We start from the raw sequence: 14,065 nt of genomic DNA on the forward strand, positions 1-14,065 counted from the left end.
ATGCTGACGAAGACATCGTTTCAAGGAAAGTTAGAAAAAACGGAGGACCTGTTCATCCCTTTTCTCGTAGCGGGTGATCCCAGTCCATCCATGACGATCGCATTCGCACTTCGTCTTCAGCAGCAGGGCGCCGACGTACTGGAACTCGGTGTCCCTTACTCTGATCCTCTTGCAGACGGACCAACGATTCAACGCGCGGCGAGACGAGCTCTTAATGCAGGAATGTCTCTGAGAAAGGCGATTGAACTTGTCCCACAGCTTCGGAAGCACGGTCTTACCATTCCGGTCGTTATTTTCACCTATTACAATCCAGTCTTAAGACTTGGCCATGATCAGTTTTTCGAATTACTCGAAGAAAATGGAGTCGAAGGCGTGCTCATTCCCGACCTTCCATTTGAAGAAAGTGAAGAGATTCGAGGTCAGGCAGAATCCAAGGACATTGAATTTATTTCACTCGTAGCTCCAAACTCTGAGCAGCGTATCAAGCAGATTGCGGAAAACGCGAAAGGCTTTCTATACTGTGTGTCCACGCTTGGTGTAACGGGCGGAGAAAACACGATGACAGGAGAATCGCTGGCTTTTATTAAAAAAGTGAAAGAGTACAGTCCGATTCCTGTCGCAGTAGGCTTTGGCGTTTCTACCAATGAGGATGTGAAAATTGTACGTGAACATGCGGACGGTGTCATTATTGGCAGTAAAATTATCCGATTAATAGAAAATGAGCTTGATAAAATTAACAGCGGCGAGAAAAGCGGGGCCCTGAAGAGCTTTTCAAACAGCATAGCTGAACTTGTTAAATAAGCAAATCAGCAGAGAGGAGTGGAGCTGAGTGATTTACATGATTGATCATTATGATTCGTTCACCTACAACCTGGTCCAGTATTTAGGAGAGCTCGGGGAAGAGGTTCTAGTCAGGCGTAATGATGAAATCGATATAGCAGAGATAGAAGCAGTAGAGCCAGACTTGATTTTTCTTTCACCGGGGCCATGTTCCCCGGATGAAACAGGTCAAACCCTTGAAGTGATCGATTACTTTAAAGGCCGCACACCCATCTTTGGGGTATGTCTCGGTCATCAGTCCATCGCCCAGGTATTTGGTGGACAGGTTGTACGTGCGGACAAACTTATGCACGGAAAAGCTTCCACGATTTTTCATGGCGGCCGGGGCATTTATGAAGGATTGAACAATCCTATGGAAGTTATGCGTTACCACTCCCTCATTGTGGATGGTGAAGACCTTCCTGAATGTCTGGAAATAACCGCTACTACGATCGAAGGCGAAATTATGGGTCTTCGTCATTTAGAATATCCTATTGAAGGGGTCCAATTTCACCCTGAATCGATCGGTACCAATGACGGCAAGCAGCTATTGAAAAATCTACTGGAAAATCGTATTAAAGCGTTGATTTAAGAAGAAGCGGGTGTCTAATTCAAAGATATCCGCTTCTTTTTTGTAGTACTATTGAATCATTTTTAAAAAGAATTTTATTTAGTTCCAGTCTTATTAATTAGAAATTTCATAAAAATCAAGCAAATTTTTCATCCCATGTCGTTATCGCTTTCATAAGAGATTGTGAAAATCTACCATCTGTCAAAAATGGCTTAAAATGCCTCTAAAGCCACATGAAATTGTTATTTTCACAATCTTTTAAAGTGTGATAAATTGAATAACGTTGTGTTCAGAGAGCGCTTCATTCATCGGCCGATGCAGAAAGACGACTCAGCAAAGAACCAGCAACTAATACATCAGGAGATGATTGAGTAGTTATGGAATTACAGCAAAATCCGAATTTACTTTGGTTTATTGTTATATACGGCCTGATTATGGTCGGTATCGGTATAGTTATGTCTAAGAAAGTAGCTGGAAGTGAAGATTTCGTTCTGGCAGGGAAGAGTTTAGGACCATTTGTATTAATGGGGACCCTGCTTGCCACCTGGACAGGCAGCGGCAGTATCTCTGGCGGAGAAACCTCCATGGCCTTCAGTTACGGCATTCTTCCATCTTTGATGATGATGCTCCCAACGTTAGTCGGTATTATCATTCTCTATGTAGTCGCTCCCAAAATTCGTGCGTATGGAAAGTTCACGGTATCAGGAATTCTGGAAGCAAAATACGGTCGAACGTCCCGTAACATTGCGAGTGTCATTATCATTCTTGCCTATGTAGGTATTGTTTCTTATCAGATGAAAGGCTTTGGCTTTATACTTAATTTAACCACAGGAATGAGTGTGCAGACTGGTACCATAATTGGCGCAGCTATGATTATCTTTTTAGCTATGATCGGCGGGCTGCGTTCAGTTTCCCAGACAGATGCGATCAGTGGTTTTCTCATGGTCGGCGGGCTGATCATAACGGTACCGACGATCATTGCCGTCGCAGGCGGCTGGAGTGAAGTAGTCGCTAACGTTCCCGAATCTCATATGAGTTCTACTGGCGGGTTAACAACCATCCAAATGATCGGATATTTACTTCCGTCCTTATTCTTATTATTAGGGGATCAGAATATGTACCAGCGTCTGGCATCCTCCAAAGGAGATAAATCAGCTAAACGTGCACAGCTTGGCTGGTTGATTGCAATGCTTGTCATTTCACCATCCATTTCGCTGATTGCCTTCGCATCACGTTCTTTATTCCCAAATATTGATCCGGGTATGGCATTGATGGCTACCACGGTAGCGATGCCAATGGCTATTGGTGGAATTCTGCTTGCCGCCGCAGCGTCCTTTATCATCACAACAGGAAACTCATATCTATTATCTGCAGCTACCAACTTAACGTATGATCTCTATGGAAAATACGTTAATAAGGATGCATCGGATAAAAAGCTGTTGTCGATGACACGTATCTTCATCGCGGCACTTGGGATTTTCTCTTACCTGCTCATCAGTTATTTCCCAACTGTCCTAAGCGTTCAGATGTATGCGTACACGGTGTACGGAGCAGGACTGACGCCTGCTGTCCTGGCAGTCTTCTTCTGGAAGCGTGTGAACGCGGTGGGGGGAGTATCCTCAATGGTGGCAGGAGTCGTAGCCACTCTTACATGGGAAATCATTCTGCAGAAACCGTTTGACGTCAATAGTGTGGTTGTGGCAGTTCCGGTAGCTGTTATCGTACTGATTGTTGCGACTCTACTAACGACGAACAACTATCAAACACGCAGCGTACCCTCTAATGCTTAATATTGGCAAAGAAGCTCTTTCATTTAGTGAGAGAGCTTCTTTTTTAATAAAATATAGATTATAAGTTTTCCATAAGTTTCTTAGCGATGCGTTCATAATCGTCCCGGTCAATTCCCGGCGCGAACTCCTCCGGCAGATCATCCAGGTCAGGGATGGGGGCGCCTTTAGGGGTTCCTTGAATCACCTGTAATGGAGCTCCACTTTCCGGATTGGTTCCTTTCCAGATCTGATTAATATCCTGATAATCTGTATCGCTCCACGTATAGAGAATGTTATCCAATCCCTGTTCAATAAACGGGCGGGCGTAGTCAAACTTGGAATTATCCAAATCAGGCACAGGAAGCATTTTTTTCACATCAACACCTGTGGCGATTTCAAGTGCTTTCGCATAAGCGAGCGCATGGGTGCCGCCGCGTACTAATAAGTATCCAATCATCTCACGGGCCGTAGGATGATCTGTCATTTCATACACGCGCATCTTATGTGTACGGGCCCCAAGCTCTAAGAAAAAGTTATGCAGTAAATCTAAGACCAGGTTCCCGCTGTTAAAGACGTTGTCTCCTGTCCAGGCTCTGCCCATTGAATCACCTGGAAGAGCCGTCTGGGCGGTTGCAATAAACTGATAGGTATTGCGTTTATTGAGCCCATTCTGCAAAGGTGCAATATCCGGATCTCCTGTAAACGTAATGCCGCGGGTTAATAGGTTAATGGAATTGTTTACGAGTTCTACGTGACCGAATTCTTCCGCGGTAATGCTTGCGACCAGATCATAAAAGGGTTTGAACTTCTTTTTGTTACGAAAACCGAAGGACTGATACATGTAATTGTTCAATGTGGACATTTCTCCGAATTTGCCGCCAAGCAATTCCTGTACGGCAGCGGCCGCATTAGCATCTCCATGCTCAGGAATCGTCAGAGCAATCTGCATACGATTGATGCGCTTAAACATAGCATCCTCCTTTTATCTTTGATCAGGGAAGACCCAGACAATCTGCTGCGTTCGAATGAAAAAAGGGGTTCCGCTTACTTCAACCACGATATGGTCCGGCATAACTGTTTTCAGCATTCCCCTCACAGAACCCTGAGTTGTCTGTACAACGACCGGCCTCCCCTGAATAGACATTAGTGTCTGGTATACATATGGATCGATCGCTGAATTCATCGACACGTTCTGGGAATTCATTGGTTCATCTCCTTCACAGGTAGTCTCATTGATGTATATGTAAGAGGTGGGACAAATAATAGTTCCTGTTTAAGAAATTGTACATAAGGGTTAGTCCTTCATAAGAAAAGCAGCTTATCCATGTGGATAAGTTGCTTTTCTTATAAATACGTTCTGTTAAGGTTTATTGTTGATTTTCTTATAAGAGTTATTACGCAATAGGGCCGGATTGTGTAAGGCTCAGTTTCGAGATAAATGAGGGGCCTTTACAATATGGGGAAGGGGGATGGTGGGGAAAATGTCCAGACTTATGAGGAATTTTTTGGAATTTACCAGCATGTTTATGAGCAAACAAGGGAATTAAATAGACAATTGCTCCCTTACCGAAAGTAAGAGGGGAAGAGGAAGGCTGCCTGCTTAAGGGCCAGCCGTTCTTATTATTTACGGAAGGTGGAATATTTTATGAAATACAATCGTTTAGGGAATACAGACCTTGAAATCAGTGAACTGAGCTTTGGAACATGGGCGATTGGCGGTGCCTGGGGAGAAACAAACGATGAAGATGCGCTTGCGGCACTTGAAACAGCCATGGAGAGCGGCGTTAACTTTTTTGATACAGCGGACGTGTATGGCATGGGGCACAGTGAAGAACTGCTTGCACAGGCAACGAAAGGAAAAGAAAAAGAAATTTATATTGCGACGAAGTTCGGACGCCAGGGGGACTTTGCCGATCCAGTGAACTATACACCGGAGCAGGTGAGAAAGTATGCTGAGGACAGCCTGAAGCGACTCAATCGTGATCGGATTGATTTGTACCAGATCCACTGTCCAACTTTTGAGATTATAAAGGATGGCTCTGTATTTGATGTATTGGAGGATTTAAAAGCAGAAGAAAAAATTCGCTACTACGGGGTCAGCGTCGAGACGGTGGAGGAAGGGCTGTATGTGCTTGAACACACCAATGCCAGCTCTCTGCAGATTATCTTCAATATATTCAGGCAGAAACCGCTCGATGAATTGATTCCAAAGGCGCGTGAAAAGCGGGTAGGGATTCTTGCACGCGTACCGCTCGCAAGCGGTCTTCTGACAGGGAAGTTCAATAAACAGCATGTGTTTGAAGAAGATGACCACAGCAACTTTAACCAAAACGGGGAAGCATTCAATGTGGGTGAAACCTTTGCAGGGCTTGAATTTTCAAAAGGAGTGGAATTGAGCGAGGAGCTTCAGTGGATGATCAAAGGCCGGGGGAATATGAGCCGGGCGGCGCTGAAGTGGATTATGCAGCAGGACGGCATTACGAGTGTTATTCCAGGATTCCGTAATGTGAGTCAAGTAGAGGATAACCTGAAGGCACTTGAAGCCAGGGACTTCTCAAACGAAGAGATGGAGCAATTAAAAGAGTTTTATAATGAGCAGGTACACGACCATATTCGAGGAGTTTACTAATAACGAAACAAGCCAGGAGGGAGGCCTCCTGACTTGTTTTTATTGAGTCTTAAATGAAAAAGTAGTGCGTTTATGGTAGGGGGCGTTACCGTTTAATACAATAGATGGGAATCCTTCATGGTGAAGCGATGCCGGGGAACTTTGGGTTTCCATACATAAACCTAAATACTTTTCGGCAGATCTTTCTGCCAAAAGAAAGCTGTCATCGAGATTGTTTGAGGTGTACATGACCATGCCCGGTTGATCGGTAGTAATCTCGAGCGTCCGGCCGCTTGTTGGTTCTTCAACATGAACCTGTCCTTCTTCCAGAATAAAATAATGATCAAACCCGTCTTTCGCGATTTTGTTCTGAGGGTGAGGAGTCACCATCCCTTCCACCAGGTCTTTGCCTTCCCGGAAATCAAAAGGTGTGTCATCGACGTCCAACCATTTTCCAGTGGGGATCAGCTTATCGTCCAATTCGACAAATCGCGGACTGTTGAAGGTAAGGTGATGATTATGCAACGTCCTCTTATAGTTACCGCTTAAATTAAAGTAAGAATGGTTAGTTAATGTCAGAACCGTTGTTTCATCACTTTCCGCTTGATAGTCCACTACCAATTCGTTTTCGTTCGTTAACGTATAAGTTACGGTGACATCAAGATTGCCAGGGTACCCATCTTCTTCTTTTGAAACATTCAAAGAGAGCGTAAGACCGATCTGGTTCTCGCTTTCAAATGGAGTGACCTCCCATATCTTTTGATGAAATCCATTCGTACCGCCATGAAGGTGGTTAGGACCTTCATTGGCATCCAGATCGTAGGTTTGTCCTTCTAATGTAAAAGAAGATCCCTCAATTCGTCCGGCCACTCGTCCAATAATGGCTCCAAAATAATTAGGATCTTGTTTATAGTCTTCTAAATTCTTGTAGCCAAGGACTACATTTTCAAGTGTTCCGTGCTGATCCGGTACGAGCAGCTCAGTAATAATCCCACCGTAGTTTAAAACGCTGAGCTTCATGCCGTGATCGTTCATCAGGGAGTATTTTGTCCATCTATTGCTGACTTCTTTCGTCGTAATCTCCATGTTGTATGTACCTCCATTTTAAAAGCGAAGAATAGTATCCGCCTGTTCTATAATTTCTATAGTCTTCTTTAGTTTATCAGACATTTCTACGTATTTCGCTTAAACGGATAAGGTTCATGATAGAAAAAAGTGAATAAATAAAGAAGTGCGGGACCATTTAGGCTCCTGCAGTCTATCGCATCCTGCTAGGAGGAGTAAACTCTACGAAGACTCTTGAATTTTATCCAGCATATGATGAAAGGCTAAAGGGTCTTCAAAATCTTCTGCTGTCCAATTTTCATGAATCCATTGTTTTAATTCTTCCGGTGAATTGAACACCTCTCCACTGGTATCTTCTTTACGTATGGTATATCTTCCGTTATCAGGGTCGATCGTAATGATACAGGGATAGGCCCCATTTTTTCCGCTCAGCGTGAATTCCATTGTGAAATCATCCTTTTTAAAAGTTATTGTAACCTGGAAGACCATCTTCATACCAATTGTCTATGACATTGTATTTCTTAAGAAAATGGAGAGCAGTTTACCTTGAAAAACTGAAATGGAGGTTAGAAATATGGAGGAATATTCCGTAAAAAACCCTTGCGAAGAACTGGTGGTATCAGCTATAATAATATTTGTCGGATTAAGCGGCACGAAAGTGCTAGATCTGCAAATTTAATTCTATGGGGCATTAGCTCAGCTGGGAGAGCGCAACACTGGCAGTGTTGAGGTCAGCGGTTCGAGCCCGCTATGCTCCACTACAAGCGTTATATCAGTATTTTCAGTTTTTGAGTGTAAAATGGTCGAATTTAGACACTCACGAGTCCTCAGTTCACGACTTTACACATTGAAGCCACTTTTCTTTTGAGTAATTAAAACTCATTAGAAAGGTGGCTTTTTTATTATGCTTATAAGTTATGCGATTAAAGAATTTTTGATGAAAGCTTTGACTGCTCTTGTATTAATGTCTTTTCGTCTGTTCACTTAGTAAATGTCTCAAAAAGCATTTCATAAGTTTTCACTGAGTTTGTTCCTCATGAAGCGGTAAACCTTTTGTAAAATTAGAAATCTTTCTCATTGTGGGAGAGAGTTCGAGTGGCTTCTAAAAGGTATGCTCCAAACATTCTTGAGGTGATCGAGCCAGCCATTAGAGCTTTTAAGGCTTCTGTAAGATGAGAAGGATTAAGAAGAGCTTTGGGGGATATTTATGGGGTGCTCTTAAAGGGGCATTTTCGGTAGAACAAGGAAGACAGAAAGTAGATTGGGGAATTAGTTGGATAAAAACTAGTAAAGATTTCCTTTTAAAAGTGGTAAAATATATTTACTAGATTGAGTTTTCTGATTGAATTAGGATAGTTATAACTTCATAATCGCATAGCATAGGGGGAGAATTGAATTTACTTTATAGCAGTAATATCACAAGGTATGGGTGATCAAATAATTATTGGATTAAAATTTTTGATAGAAGCACTAACATGGGTGCTCGGTAAAACTATCGGTGGTTTATTAATTGGTGTATCAGGTTTTATTGGTGCGTTGTTTATTTATAGATACTTACATTATTATAAAATCAAAAGAAATGAGATTAAGGATGGTATCACTGCATTTTTAAAGAGGTGTAATGGTGCTTGGGAAAAAGGTGAAAGTTATCACATAACTACTAAAGAATTCCCCAGAGGAGAACCGATAAAAAAGAATATTTATCCAACTACCAAGGCAGTTACAGAATGGCTAAGGAGGGATAGACCAATTTATACCCATAATAGATGGGGGTTTAAGTATGATGAGGATTTTGTAAGAGACTTGCTTGAAGAGATGAGGGCTGAGGGTTTTGTGAATTGCATTCATAGCAAAGATACACATGAAGTTGAAGGATGGGTTTATGGAAGTGGTGCTTATCGGTTTGAAAGGCTATCATTATTTAATTTTAATAATGTGGAAATTAAAGATGATCTTAACTATATCACGATATCTCAAGGTAAAATGGAAATAGCTTTAGATAAAAATCATATAAGAAAAGTAGATATAAGCACTAAGAAAAGCGAATTTTTTATTGAGGATTTAGATAGGTATATATCTTTTGAGTGCGTTTATAAATGGCGTGCTAAATATTTTAAAAATAAAATTCAAGAATTTCAATCGAAAGAGGAATGGGAATACTTTTAATAAAATTTTATCGCACCAACTTATTGATAATGTAATTTGAAGCGATAGCTAATTACCCTCTCTTGAACGTTTTTATAAAGGAAAACACCTGCAATTATATTTATAGCAATGAGCTATAATTGAGTTTGTTTAACTTCTTCTATATAGTCTTCAATTTTTAATATGTATTCTGTCCTTAGTTTATTTCTTTCGTGGATTCCTTGCTTTATCAATTCTTCTTATCCTTACATTAAAGTAGAGAGTAATTAATGCGGAACCATCAGCCATTAGAGATTGAGTAACTTCTAATTACACTTCTTATCCAAATTGACATTTTCCACGTTAAACTTAAAATCTCTCCTCTTCTCATACATCAAGTGGAATTGAATGCCCCCCTAAGAATAACTGTGGTCCCTATGTACCCATTATCTTCATCCACAAATTTGGTTTATAATGGAATGATGTTTAAAATACCCATAATACTAGGTAATAAGTTATGGAATAATTTCTTGGTTTGTAGTACATTTAAAGGAGCATTATGGAAAATTAAAGGGGGAGCATAATGAAAAAATTAGGATGGATGTTCGCACTGTTGGTGTTGTTGATGGGACTAGTCGCTTGCGGTGGAGATGATTTTGCAGGGGATAGTGAGGCTAATGGGGAGACGAAATCAGAAGAAACTGCAACCAATGGAGATTCTGAGGAAGGTTCTTCTAACGAATCCTCAGAAAAAGCTGAAAAAGAGGAAAAGGCAGCTGAACCAAAATTAGAACTTGTCCAACAAGCAGAAGGAGCTTGGGAAGATTCTATCGGTGAAACATGGGTGCACTCGTCTGCTGTATATGAAAACACGGGTGATACGCCTGTTAGCATTGGGGAAACGCAAATGACCTTTGAATCAGAGAGTGGTGAGGTCTTGGGTACGGCACCGATGATTTACGCAGTGCCAGAGGTTGTGCAACCTGGGGAAACGGCTTTTATCTCGGAATCTACGATACTAGAAGGAGTCTCCGCAGACCAATTTGCTGGGACGTCTTTCAATTTTGGCTTTGACCAAGCGGATACAGAGAGCAACGTTCTTGAGGTCTCAGGAACCAAAGGTACTAAAGGAGACGAATATACCCCTTACAAGGTTACTGGAAAAGTGAAAAACACCACGGATGCCATGCAGGAGGACATTCGATTGGCTGCTGGATTGTTTTCATCAGATGGAGAGTTATTGGGAGTATTAACGGGTAGTGTTGATGTCGGTGTGAATCCTGGAAGTGAAGCTGGGTTTGAATTGACGTATCCTGAAATTCCAAAAGAAAATGTAGATAAAATTAAAAAAGTGGAAGTAAAAGCTTACGCTTGGACATGGTAAAAAAGACACTATTTGTGTCTTTTTTTGTCCTTTTAGGGTGATGGTTGATGTATCACCAACTAAAATGAGGCTACTTAATTTTCGTAAAGATGACCTCTTTATCGTCTATTCTTGTTCTTAATTTCGGTTTAACTTCACATAGAGTTTCACAAAAGAATTGCATTTAAAGGAAGTAAACACGAAAAGCAGTGGTCCGAAGTGTATAAAGGACTCGGAAATTTCGGATTTGTCGTGTTCATGGGGTATTGCCTCTTTTTTTCGTAGGCGTTCTTATCGATTGATTCAAACAAGACGTGGACCCTTCTTGTTCCACCAGAAACTGAAAACATAGACTCTCCCGGAGTTCGTGACGTGGAAGGATATTACCGAAGCGACGGGACATATGTCCGACCACACATGCGCAGCAACCCAGACTGATACCCGTCCAATAATTTGACCCCTTGAGCGGTAGACGGTTTTTACATCCCTTGCTATATGGATAGCCATTGGAATAAAGCTTAACGACAAACGAAGGGACTTATCCTTCGTTTCTTCATAAAAAAAGAAGCCCTTTAGGCTCCTTATTCGCTGTCACTTCCCATATTTTCTAGAGCTTCCGGGTAAATAATTTCATCAAACACTTCTCCGGAGGATGCGTCTTCGACCTCGATGGTCACCTCATATGTCTCTGGATTCTCACCGTTGTACAGTTGGTACATCATCCCACTCATCCCGAGCCCCAGGGAAGCGAATCCGTCCATGCTGTTTTCATATGCTTCTCGGTCCACTTTCATCGTAAAATTTGAAAAATTCTTAGTATGTGTGATGTCTTGAATAGATGTGAAGTCTTCGGTGTTCTTTATTTCTTCCACGGTTTCTTTCAATTGTGTTTCGATTTCGCCCATCAACTTTTTATGAACCGACTTCGACATTTTATAGGTAATGGAGCCATCGTCGTTTTGAGTCACATTCTTGATACCTTTTTCTTTCGCCCCAGCTTTCATTTCCTCCATGTTTTCGCTTTCGACGAGAGAAGACGGTAGTGTAACCTCGACATTCATTAGTCCTTTATCGACCGATACATTTTCCTTTTCTTCCTGCTTGATTTCTTTTCCGCTCTTTTCTTTTTCCATAGCTTCCCCTTCTGAGCAGGCCACAAGTACATGGAGTACTAAAACAAGTAGCAATAAAACGATTTTTTTCATAGGTTTCCCCCCCTTCAACTAGGAAAATTATAGCAAATTTTCCTTCGGCAAGCTATATTATTATTTCGTCGGGGGAAAGAAGCTTGTATCGAGATAGATGAGAATAGAGAAATAAATCGTTCGATTCTTTGAGGTAACATTCGCTATATTATGATATCTAGACGGTGGCACAACAAGTTGACTTCAAGAGAGCAAGGATATAACCACAAGTCAAATGAACGGTATATTGAGGTCAGCGGTTCGAGCCCGCTGTGCTCCACTACATGCTACAAGTCAGTATTTGATTGTAAAGTCTTAAAGAGAGACTGATAATTTCTCTTCTTAGGGCTTTACACGCTAAGCCCATCAGATCTCTAGAGACAATCTTTTAAACTTTAGGAACTGGTTCTGACTAAATAATCCGCATTCATTCTTTACAAAGAACAATAATTGACATACTTAATAGAGGAAGATATGATGGGAATGTTCTTTATAAAGAAATGGAGTGATTTGATAACTATGTGAAGTGGAAAGTAAAGGGATGACGATTAAAAAATATTAATGATTTGGCAAGTGAGAGAATGGCGAGAGTCAATAACCAGCAATTTCACCTATAGTTAGAACCTCATAAAAGGTGGACGATTAAACATTATGAATGTCTTTTTTCGCTGGCGCTCTAAAGATGGTGAATTATTTTCAACAAATATTACATTTTCATTTGAAAAGCAACTGTAAAATTAAAGTTTAAATACTCGTTTTTAGAAAGAATTTAAAAGATTAGGTAAGTAATATTCCTGTGATTCATCAAGTTTAGCGAAAATTGTTAAAATCAGGTTGACAAGTTCTTAATAAAGAACTAAAGTAGAGATAATAATTAATCCCAAAGACCTCAGTGATCAGGTCAATTTTTTTAAACGTTCGTTCGCTATATAGAATGTTTGAATTTTAAATGATCCAAAAGGGTGGTGCTAATGAATAAGAAGAGAGATAAGAGTTTTATTGATGATGGTAGAAGTAGAGACATCAACCTGAAGGAATACTTCGATGTAATTAAAAGAAGAGCCTGGATTATAGGTGTACTTATGATTATAACAACTGCTGCGGGCATGGCTTATAATCAATTAAATAATACATTGCTTTATCAGACGTCCACCCGAATTATTCTTGCCCCTGATGCTAAGGAAAATAATCAAGATATGAGTACACTTATGGTGATGATTAAAGATCCCATCATTATGGGGGCAGTAAAAAAAGAGCTGAATATTGATTTACCTGCAGAAGCGATAGCCTCAAAGATTACTGTAGCAAGACTTGAAGAATCACAGGTAGTATCCATTGCTGTCACTGATACGGATCCAAAACGTGCAGCGGCTATTGCGAATACAACGGCGGAAGTGTACAAAAAAGAAATTGTAGATATCTTATCTTTTGAGCAGGTTCAATTATTATCTGAAGCTAAGGTGAATCCCTACCCAATTAATGAGAACCAAAATCGTAACCTAATCGCAGCAGCAGTCTTTGGCCTAGTAGTAGGCATAGGGATAGTATTTTTATTAGATGCACTAGATGGGACCATCAGAGATCGCAACGAAATTGAAGAATACTTAGATATACCTGTAATTGGTTCAATATCAAGAATGAATAAAAGAAACACAGTTGTTAAGAAAAAGAGAAATCAATCATCGAACATAGAGGCAAGGAGTGAGGTTGTTGATATTAAACAAAATTAGACAAACGAAACGAAAAAAAAATCTCATTACTTCCTCTAATCCTGATTCAGTTATATCTGAACAATTCAGAACCGTGCGAACCAATATAAAGTTTTTGACGGAGAAGAGAAACAGTCATAATTTTCTGCTCACATCTCCGAACAAACAGGAAGGAACATCAACCACAGTTGCGAATTTAGCTGTGTCCATGGCTTATTTAAAGGATAGAATCCTAATCATTGACGCTAATTTGAGAAACCCATTTCAGCATATTCTATTTAATGGCGAAAATGATGTTGGACTCAGTAATGTGATTGTCGGTCAAGCCACATTTGAACAAGCAGTCATTAAAACGGGGATCGGAAATCTAGATGTATTAACAAGCGGTGCTAGTAAAAGGAATCCCTCTGAAGTAATAAGTGATAATAAAATGTCCGAGTTAATAGAAGAGGTTGGTAAAGCTTATGATATAGTTTTAATCGATTCGCCGCCAGTGCTTCAATCCACTGAGACACGAGTTTTAGCTCACCTCTCTGATGGAGTCGTACTGATTGTGAATAAAGGAAAAACTGATTTACAAAAAGCTTCTGAAGCAAAGAGCATTTTAGACCTTGCACATGCGGATATCGTAGGGGCTATCTTAAATGATAAAAGATAATAATTTTTTATTTTTTCGTTCTTTATAAAGAACATCATTTCTTAATAAAGTCTCGAGGCGATGTCTCCTTGCCTGTATCAATGGAGGCACTCGGCCATGCTGTGGGTTGTCATAATAAGCAACCTTAGACGCGAGTCGTCGTTGGTGTGGCGTGAGGGCGGGTTGAATGCCCATTAATTTTAAATTTTTATGAAG

General features: G+C 40.6%; 13 protein-coding genes and 1 tRNA gene. 9 read left to right on the forward strand and 5 right to left on the reverse strand.

Annotated features, from left to right (window positions below):
* The 3 genes from trpA to ACTWP7_RS01620 all read left to right on the forward strand — a co-directional run bounded on the left by trpA (window position 1) and on the right by ACTWP7_RS01620 (window position 3,180).
* A complete protein-coding gene (gene trpA, locus ACTWP7_RS01610) occupies window positions 1–801 on the forward strand; it encodes a tryptophan synthase subunit alpha (protein ID WP_443121758.1) in 801 nt (266 codons plus the stop codon).
* A gap of 28 nt (window positions 802–829) precedes the next feature.
* Window positions 830–1,411: an anthranilate synthase component II gene (locus tag ACTWP7_RS01615; RefSeq protein ID WP_014642207.1), complete on the forward strand. Its 582-nt coding sequence runs from the start codon at window positions 830–832 to the stop codon at window positions 1,409–1,411.
* Window positions 1,412–1,767: 356 nt separating this feature from the next.
* The gene (locus ACTWP7_RS01620; protein WP_443121759.1) at window positions 1,768–3,180 is read left to right on the forward strand and encodes a sodium:solute symporter family protein; all 1,413 of its coding nucleotides are present in this window, start codon (window positions 1,768–1,770) and stop codon (window positions 3,178–3,180) included.
* Between the two features lie 58 nt (window positions 3,181–3,238).
* On the opposite strand, the gene ACTWP7_RS01625 is transcribed toward ACTWP7_RS01620, so the two are convergent.
* Window positions 3,239–4,129 carry a manganese catalase family protein gene (locus ACTWP7_RS01625; RefSeq protein ID WP_089752043.1) on the reverse strand — a complete coding sequence of 297 codons (891 nt, stop codon included), beginning with the start codon at window positions 4,127–4,129 and terminating at the stop codon, window positions 3,239–3,241.
* A gap of 12 nt (window positions 4,130–4,141) precedes the next feature.
* Window positions 4,142–4,363 (reverse strand): YuzF family protein, encoded by a 222-nt coding sequence (locus ACTWP7_RS01630; protein WP_051005589.1) that lies wholly within the window; start codon window positions 4,361–4,363, stop codon window positions 4,142–4,144.
* Window positions 4,364–4,804: 441 nt separating this feature from the next.
* On the opposite strand from ACTWP7_RS01630, the gene ACTWP7_RS01635 reads away from it, so the two are divergent.
* Window positions 4,805–5,788 carry an aldo/keto reductase gene (locus ACTWP7_RS01635; protein WP_443121760.1) on the forward strand — a complete coding sequence of 328 codons (984 nt, stop codon included), beginning with the start codon at window positions 4,805–4,807 and terminating at the stop codon, window positions 5,786–5,788.
* A gap of 39 nt (window positions 5,789–5,827) precedes the next feature.
* Here ACTWP7_RS01635 and ACTWP7_RS01640 read toward each other — a convergent pair whose 3' ends face one another.
* Window positions 5,828–6,853, reverse strand: a complete 1,026-nt coding sequence (locus tag ACTWP7_RS01640; protein ID WP_443121761.1) for an aldose epimerase family protein — start codon at window positions 6,851–6,853, stop codon at window positions 5,828–5,830.
* A gap of 201 nt (window positions 6,854–7,054) precedes the next feature.
* Window positions 7,055–7,276 (reverse strand): hypothetical protein, encoded by a 222-nt coding sequence (locus ACTWP7_RS01645; protein ID WP_443121762.1) that lies wholly within the window; start codon window positions 7,274–7,276, stop codon window positions 7,055–7,057.
* Window positions 7,277–7,517: 241 nt separating this feature from the next.
* Here ACTWP7_RS01645 and ACTWP7_RS01650 point away from each other — a divergent pair.
* The 3 genes from ACTWP7_RS01650 to ACTWP7_RS01660 all read left to right on the forward strand — a co-directional run bounded on the left by ACTWP7_RS01650 (window position 7,518) and on the right by ACTWP7_RS01660 (window position 10,340).
* Window positions 7,518–7,590: transfer RNA gene (locus ACTWP7_RS01650), tRNA-Ala, on the forward strand.
* Between the two features lie 667 nt (window positions 7,591–8,257).
* The gene (locus tag ACTWP7_RS01655; protein ID WP_443121763.1) at window positions 8,258–8,998 is read left to right on the forward strand and encodes a hypothetical protein; all 741 of its coding nucleotides are present in this window, start codon (window positions 8,258–8,260) and stop codon (window positions 8,996–8,998) included.
* A 541-nt stretch (window positions 8,999–9,539) separates the two neighbouring features.
* On the forward strand, window positions 9,540–10,340 hold the full coding sequence (locus ACTWP7_RS01660; protein ID WP_443121764.1) for a hypothetical protein: 801 nt from the start codon (window positions 9,540–9,542) through the stop codon (window positions 10,338–10,340).
* A gap of 560 nt (window positions 10,341–10,900) precedes the next feature.
* Here the strand turns inward: ACTWP7_RS01660 and ACTWP7_RS01665 are convergent.
* Entirely contained in the window at window positions 10,901–11,524 is a 624-nt protein-coding gene (locus tag ACTWP7_RS01665) for a hypothetical protein (RefSeq protein ID WP_443121765.1), read from the reverse strand.
* Window positions 11,525–12,474: 950 nt separating this feature from the next.
* On the opposite strand from ACTWP7_RS01665, the gene ACTWP7_RS01670 reads away from it, so the two are divergent.
* Together ACTWP7_RS01670 and ACTWP7_RS01675 are read left to right on the forward strand one after the other, a co-directional pair.
* Window positions 12,475–13,233: a YveK family protein gene (locus ACTWP7_RS01670; protein ID WP_443121766.1), complete on the forward strand. Its 759-nt coding sequence runs from the start codon at window positions 12,475–12,477 to the stop codon at window positions 13,231–13,233.
* Window positions 13,205–13,870 (forward strand): CpsD/CapB family tyrosine-protein kinase, encoded by a 666-nt coding sequence (locus ACTWP7_RS01675; protein WP_443121767.1) that lies wholly within the window; start codon window positions 13,205–13,207, stop codon window positions 13,868–13,870. The genes ACTWP7_RS01670 and ACTWP7_RS01675 overlap by 29 nt, the downstream gene beginning before the upstream one ends.
* Window positions 13,871–14,065: the final 195 nt, after the last annotated feature.

Origin of the sequence: Halobacillus sp. B29, assembly GCF_052246755.1 — a bacterium.
Taxonomy (GTDB): Bacteria; Bacillota; Bacilli; order Bacillales; family Halobacillaceae; genus Halobacillus; species Halobacillus halophilus.

Excerpts from the sequence above, each read along its gene's own strand:
- trpA (WP_443121758.1), top strand. The coding sequence starts at position 1 with ATGCTGACGAAGACATCGTTTCAAGGAAAGTTAGAAAAAACGGAGGAC.
- ACTWP7_RS01620 (WP_443121759.1), top strand. The coding sequence starts at position 1,768 with ATGGAATTACAGCAAAATCCGAATTTACTTTGGTTTATTGTTATATAC.
- ACTWP7_RS01625 (WP_089752043.1), bottom strand. The coding sequence starts at position 4,129 with ATGTTTAAGCGCATCAATCGTATGCAGATTGCTCTGACGATTCCTGAG.
- ACTWP7_RS01630 (WP_051005589.1), bottom strand. The coding sequence starts at position 4,363 with ATGAATTCCCAGAACGTGTCGATGAATTCAGCGATCGATCCATATGTA.
- ACTWP7_RS01635 (WP_443121760.1), top strand. The coding sequence starts at position 4,805 with ATGAAATACAATCGTTTAGGGAATACAGACCTTGAAATCAGTGAACTG.
- ACTWP7_RS01640 (WP_443121761.1), bottom strand. The coding sequence starts at position 6,853 with ATGGAGATTACGACGAAAGAAGTCAGCAATAGATGGACAAAATACTCC.
- ACTWP7_RS01645 (WP_443121762.1), bottom strand. The coding sequence starts at position 7,276 with ATGGAATTCACGCTGAGCGGAAAAAATGGGGCCTATCCCTGTATCATT.
- ACTWP7_RS01655 (WP_443121763.1), top strand. The coding sequence starts at position 8,258 with ATGGGTGATCAAATAATTATTGGATTAAAATTTTTGATAGAAGCACTA.
- ACTWP7_RS01660 (WP_443121764.1), top strand. The coding sequence starts at position 9,540 with ATGAAAAAATTAGGATGGATGTTCGCACTGTTGGTGTTGTTGATGGGA.
- ACTWP7_RS01665 (WP_443121765.1), bottom strand. The coding sequence starts at position 11,524 with ATGAAAAAAATCGTTTTATTGCTACTTGTTTTAGTACTCCATGTACTT.
- ACTWP7_RS01670 (WP_443121766.1), top strand. The coding sequence starts at position 12,475 with ATGAATAAGAAGAGAGATAAGAGTTTTATTGATGATGGTAGAAGTAGA.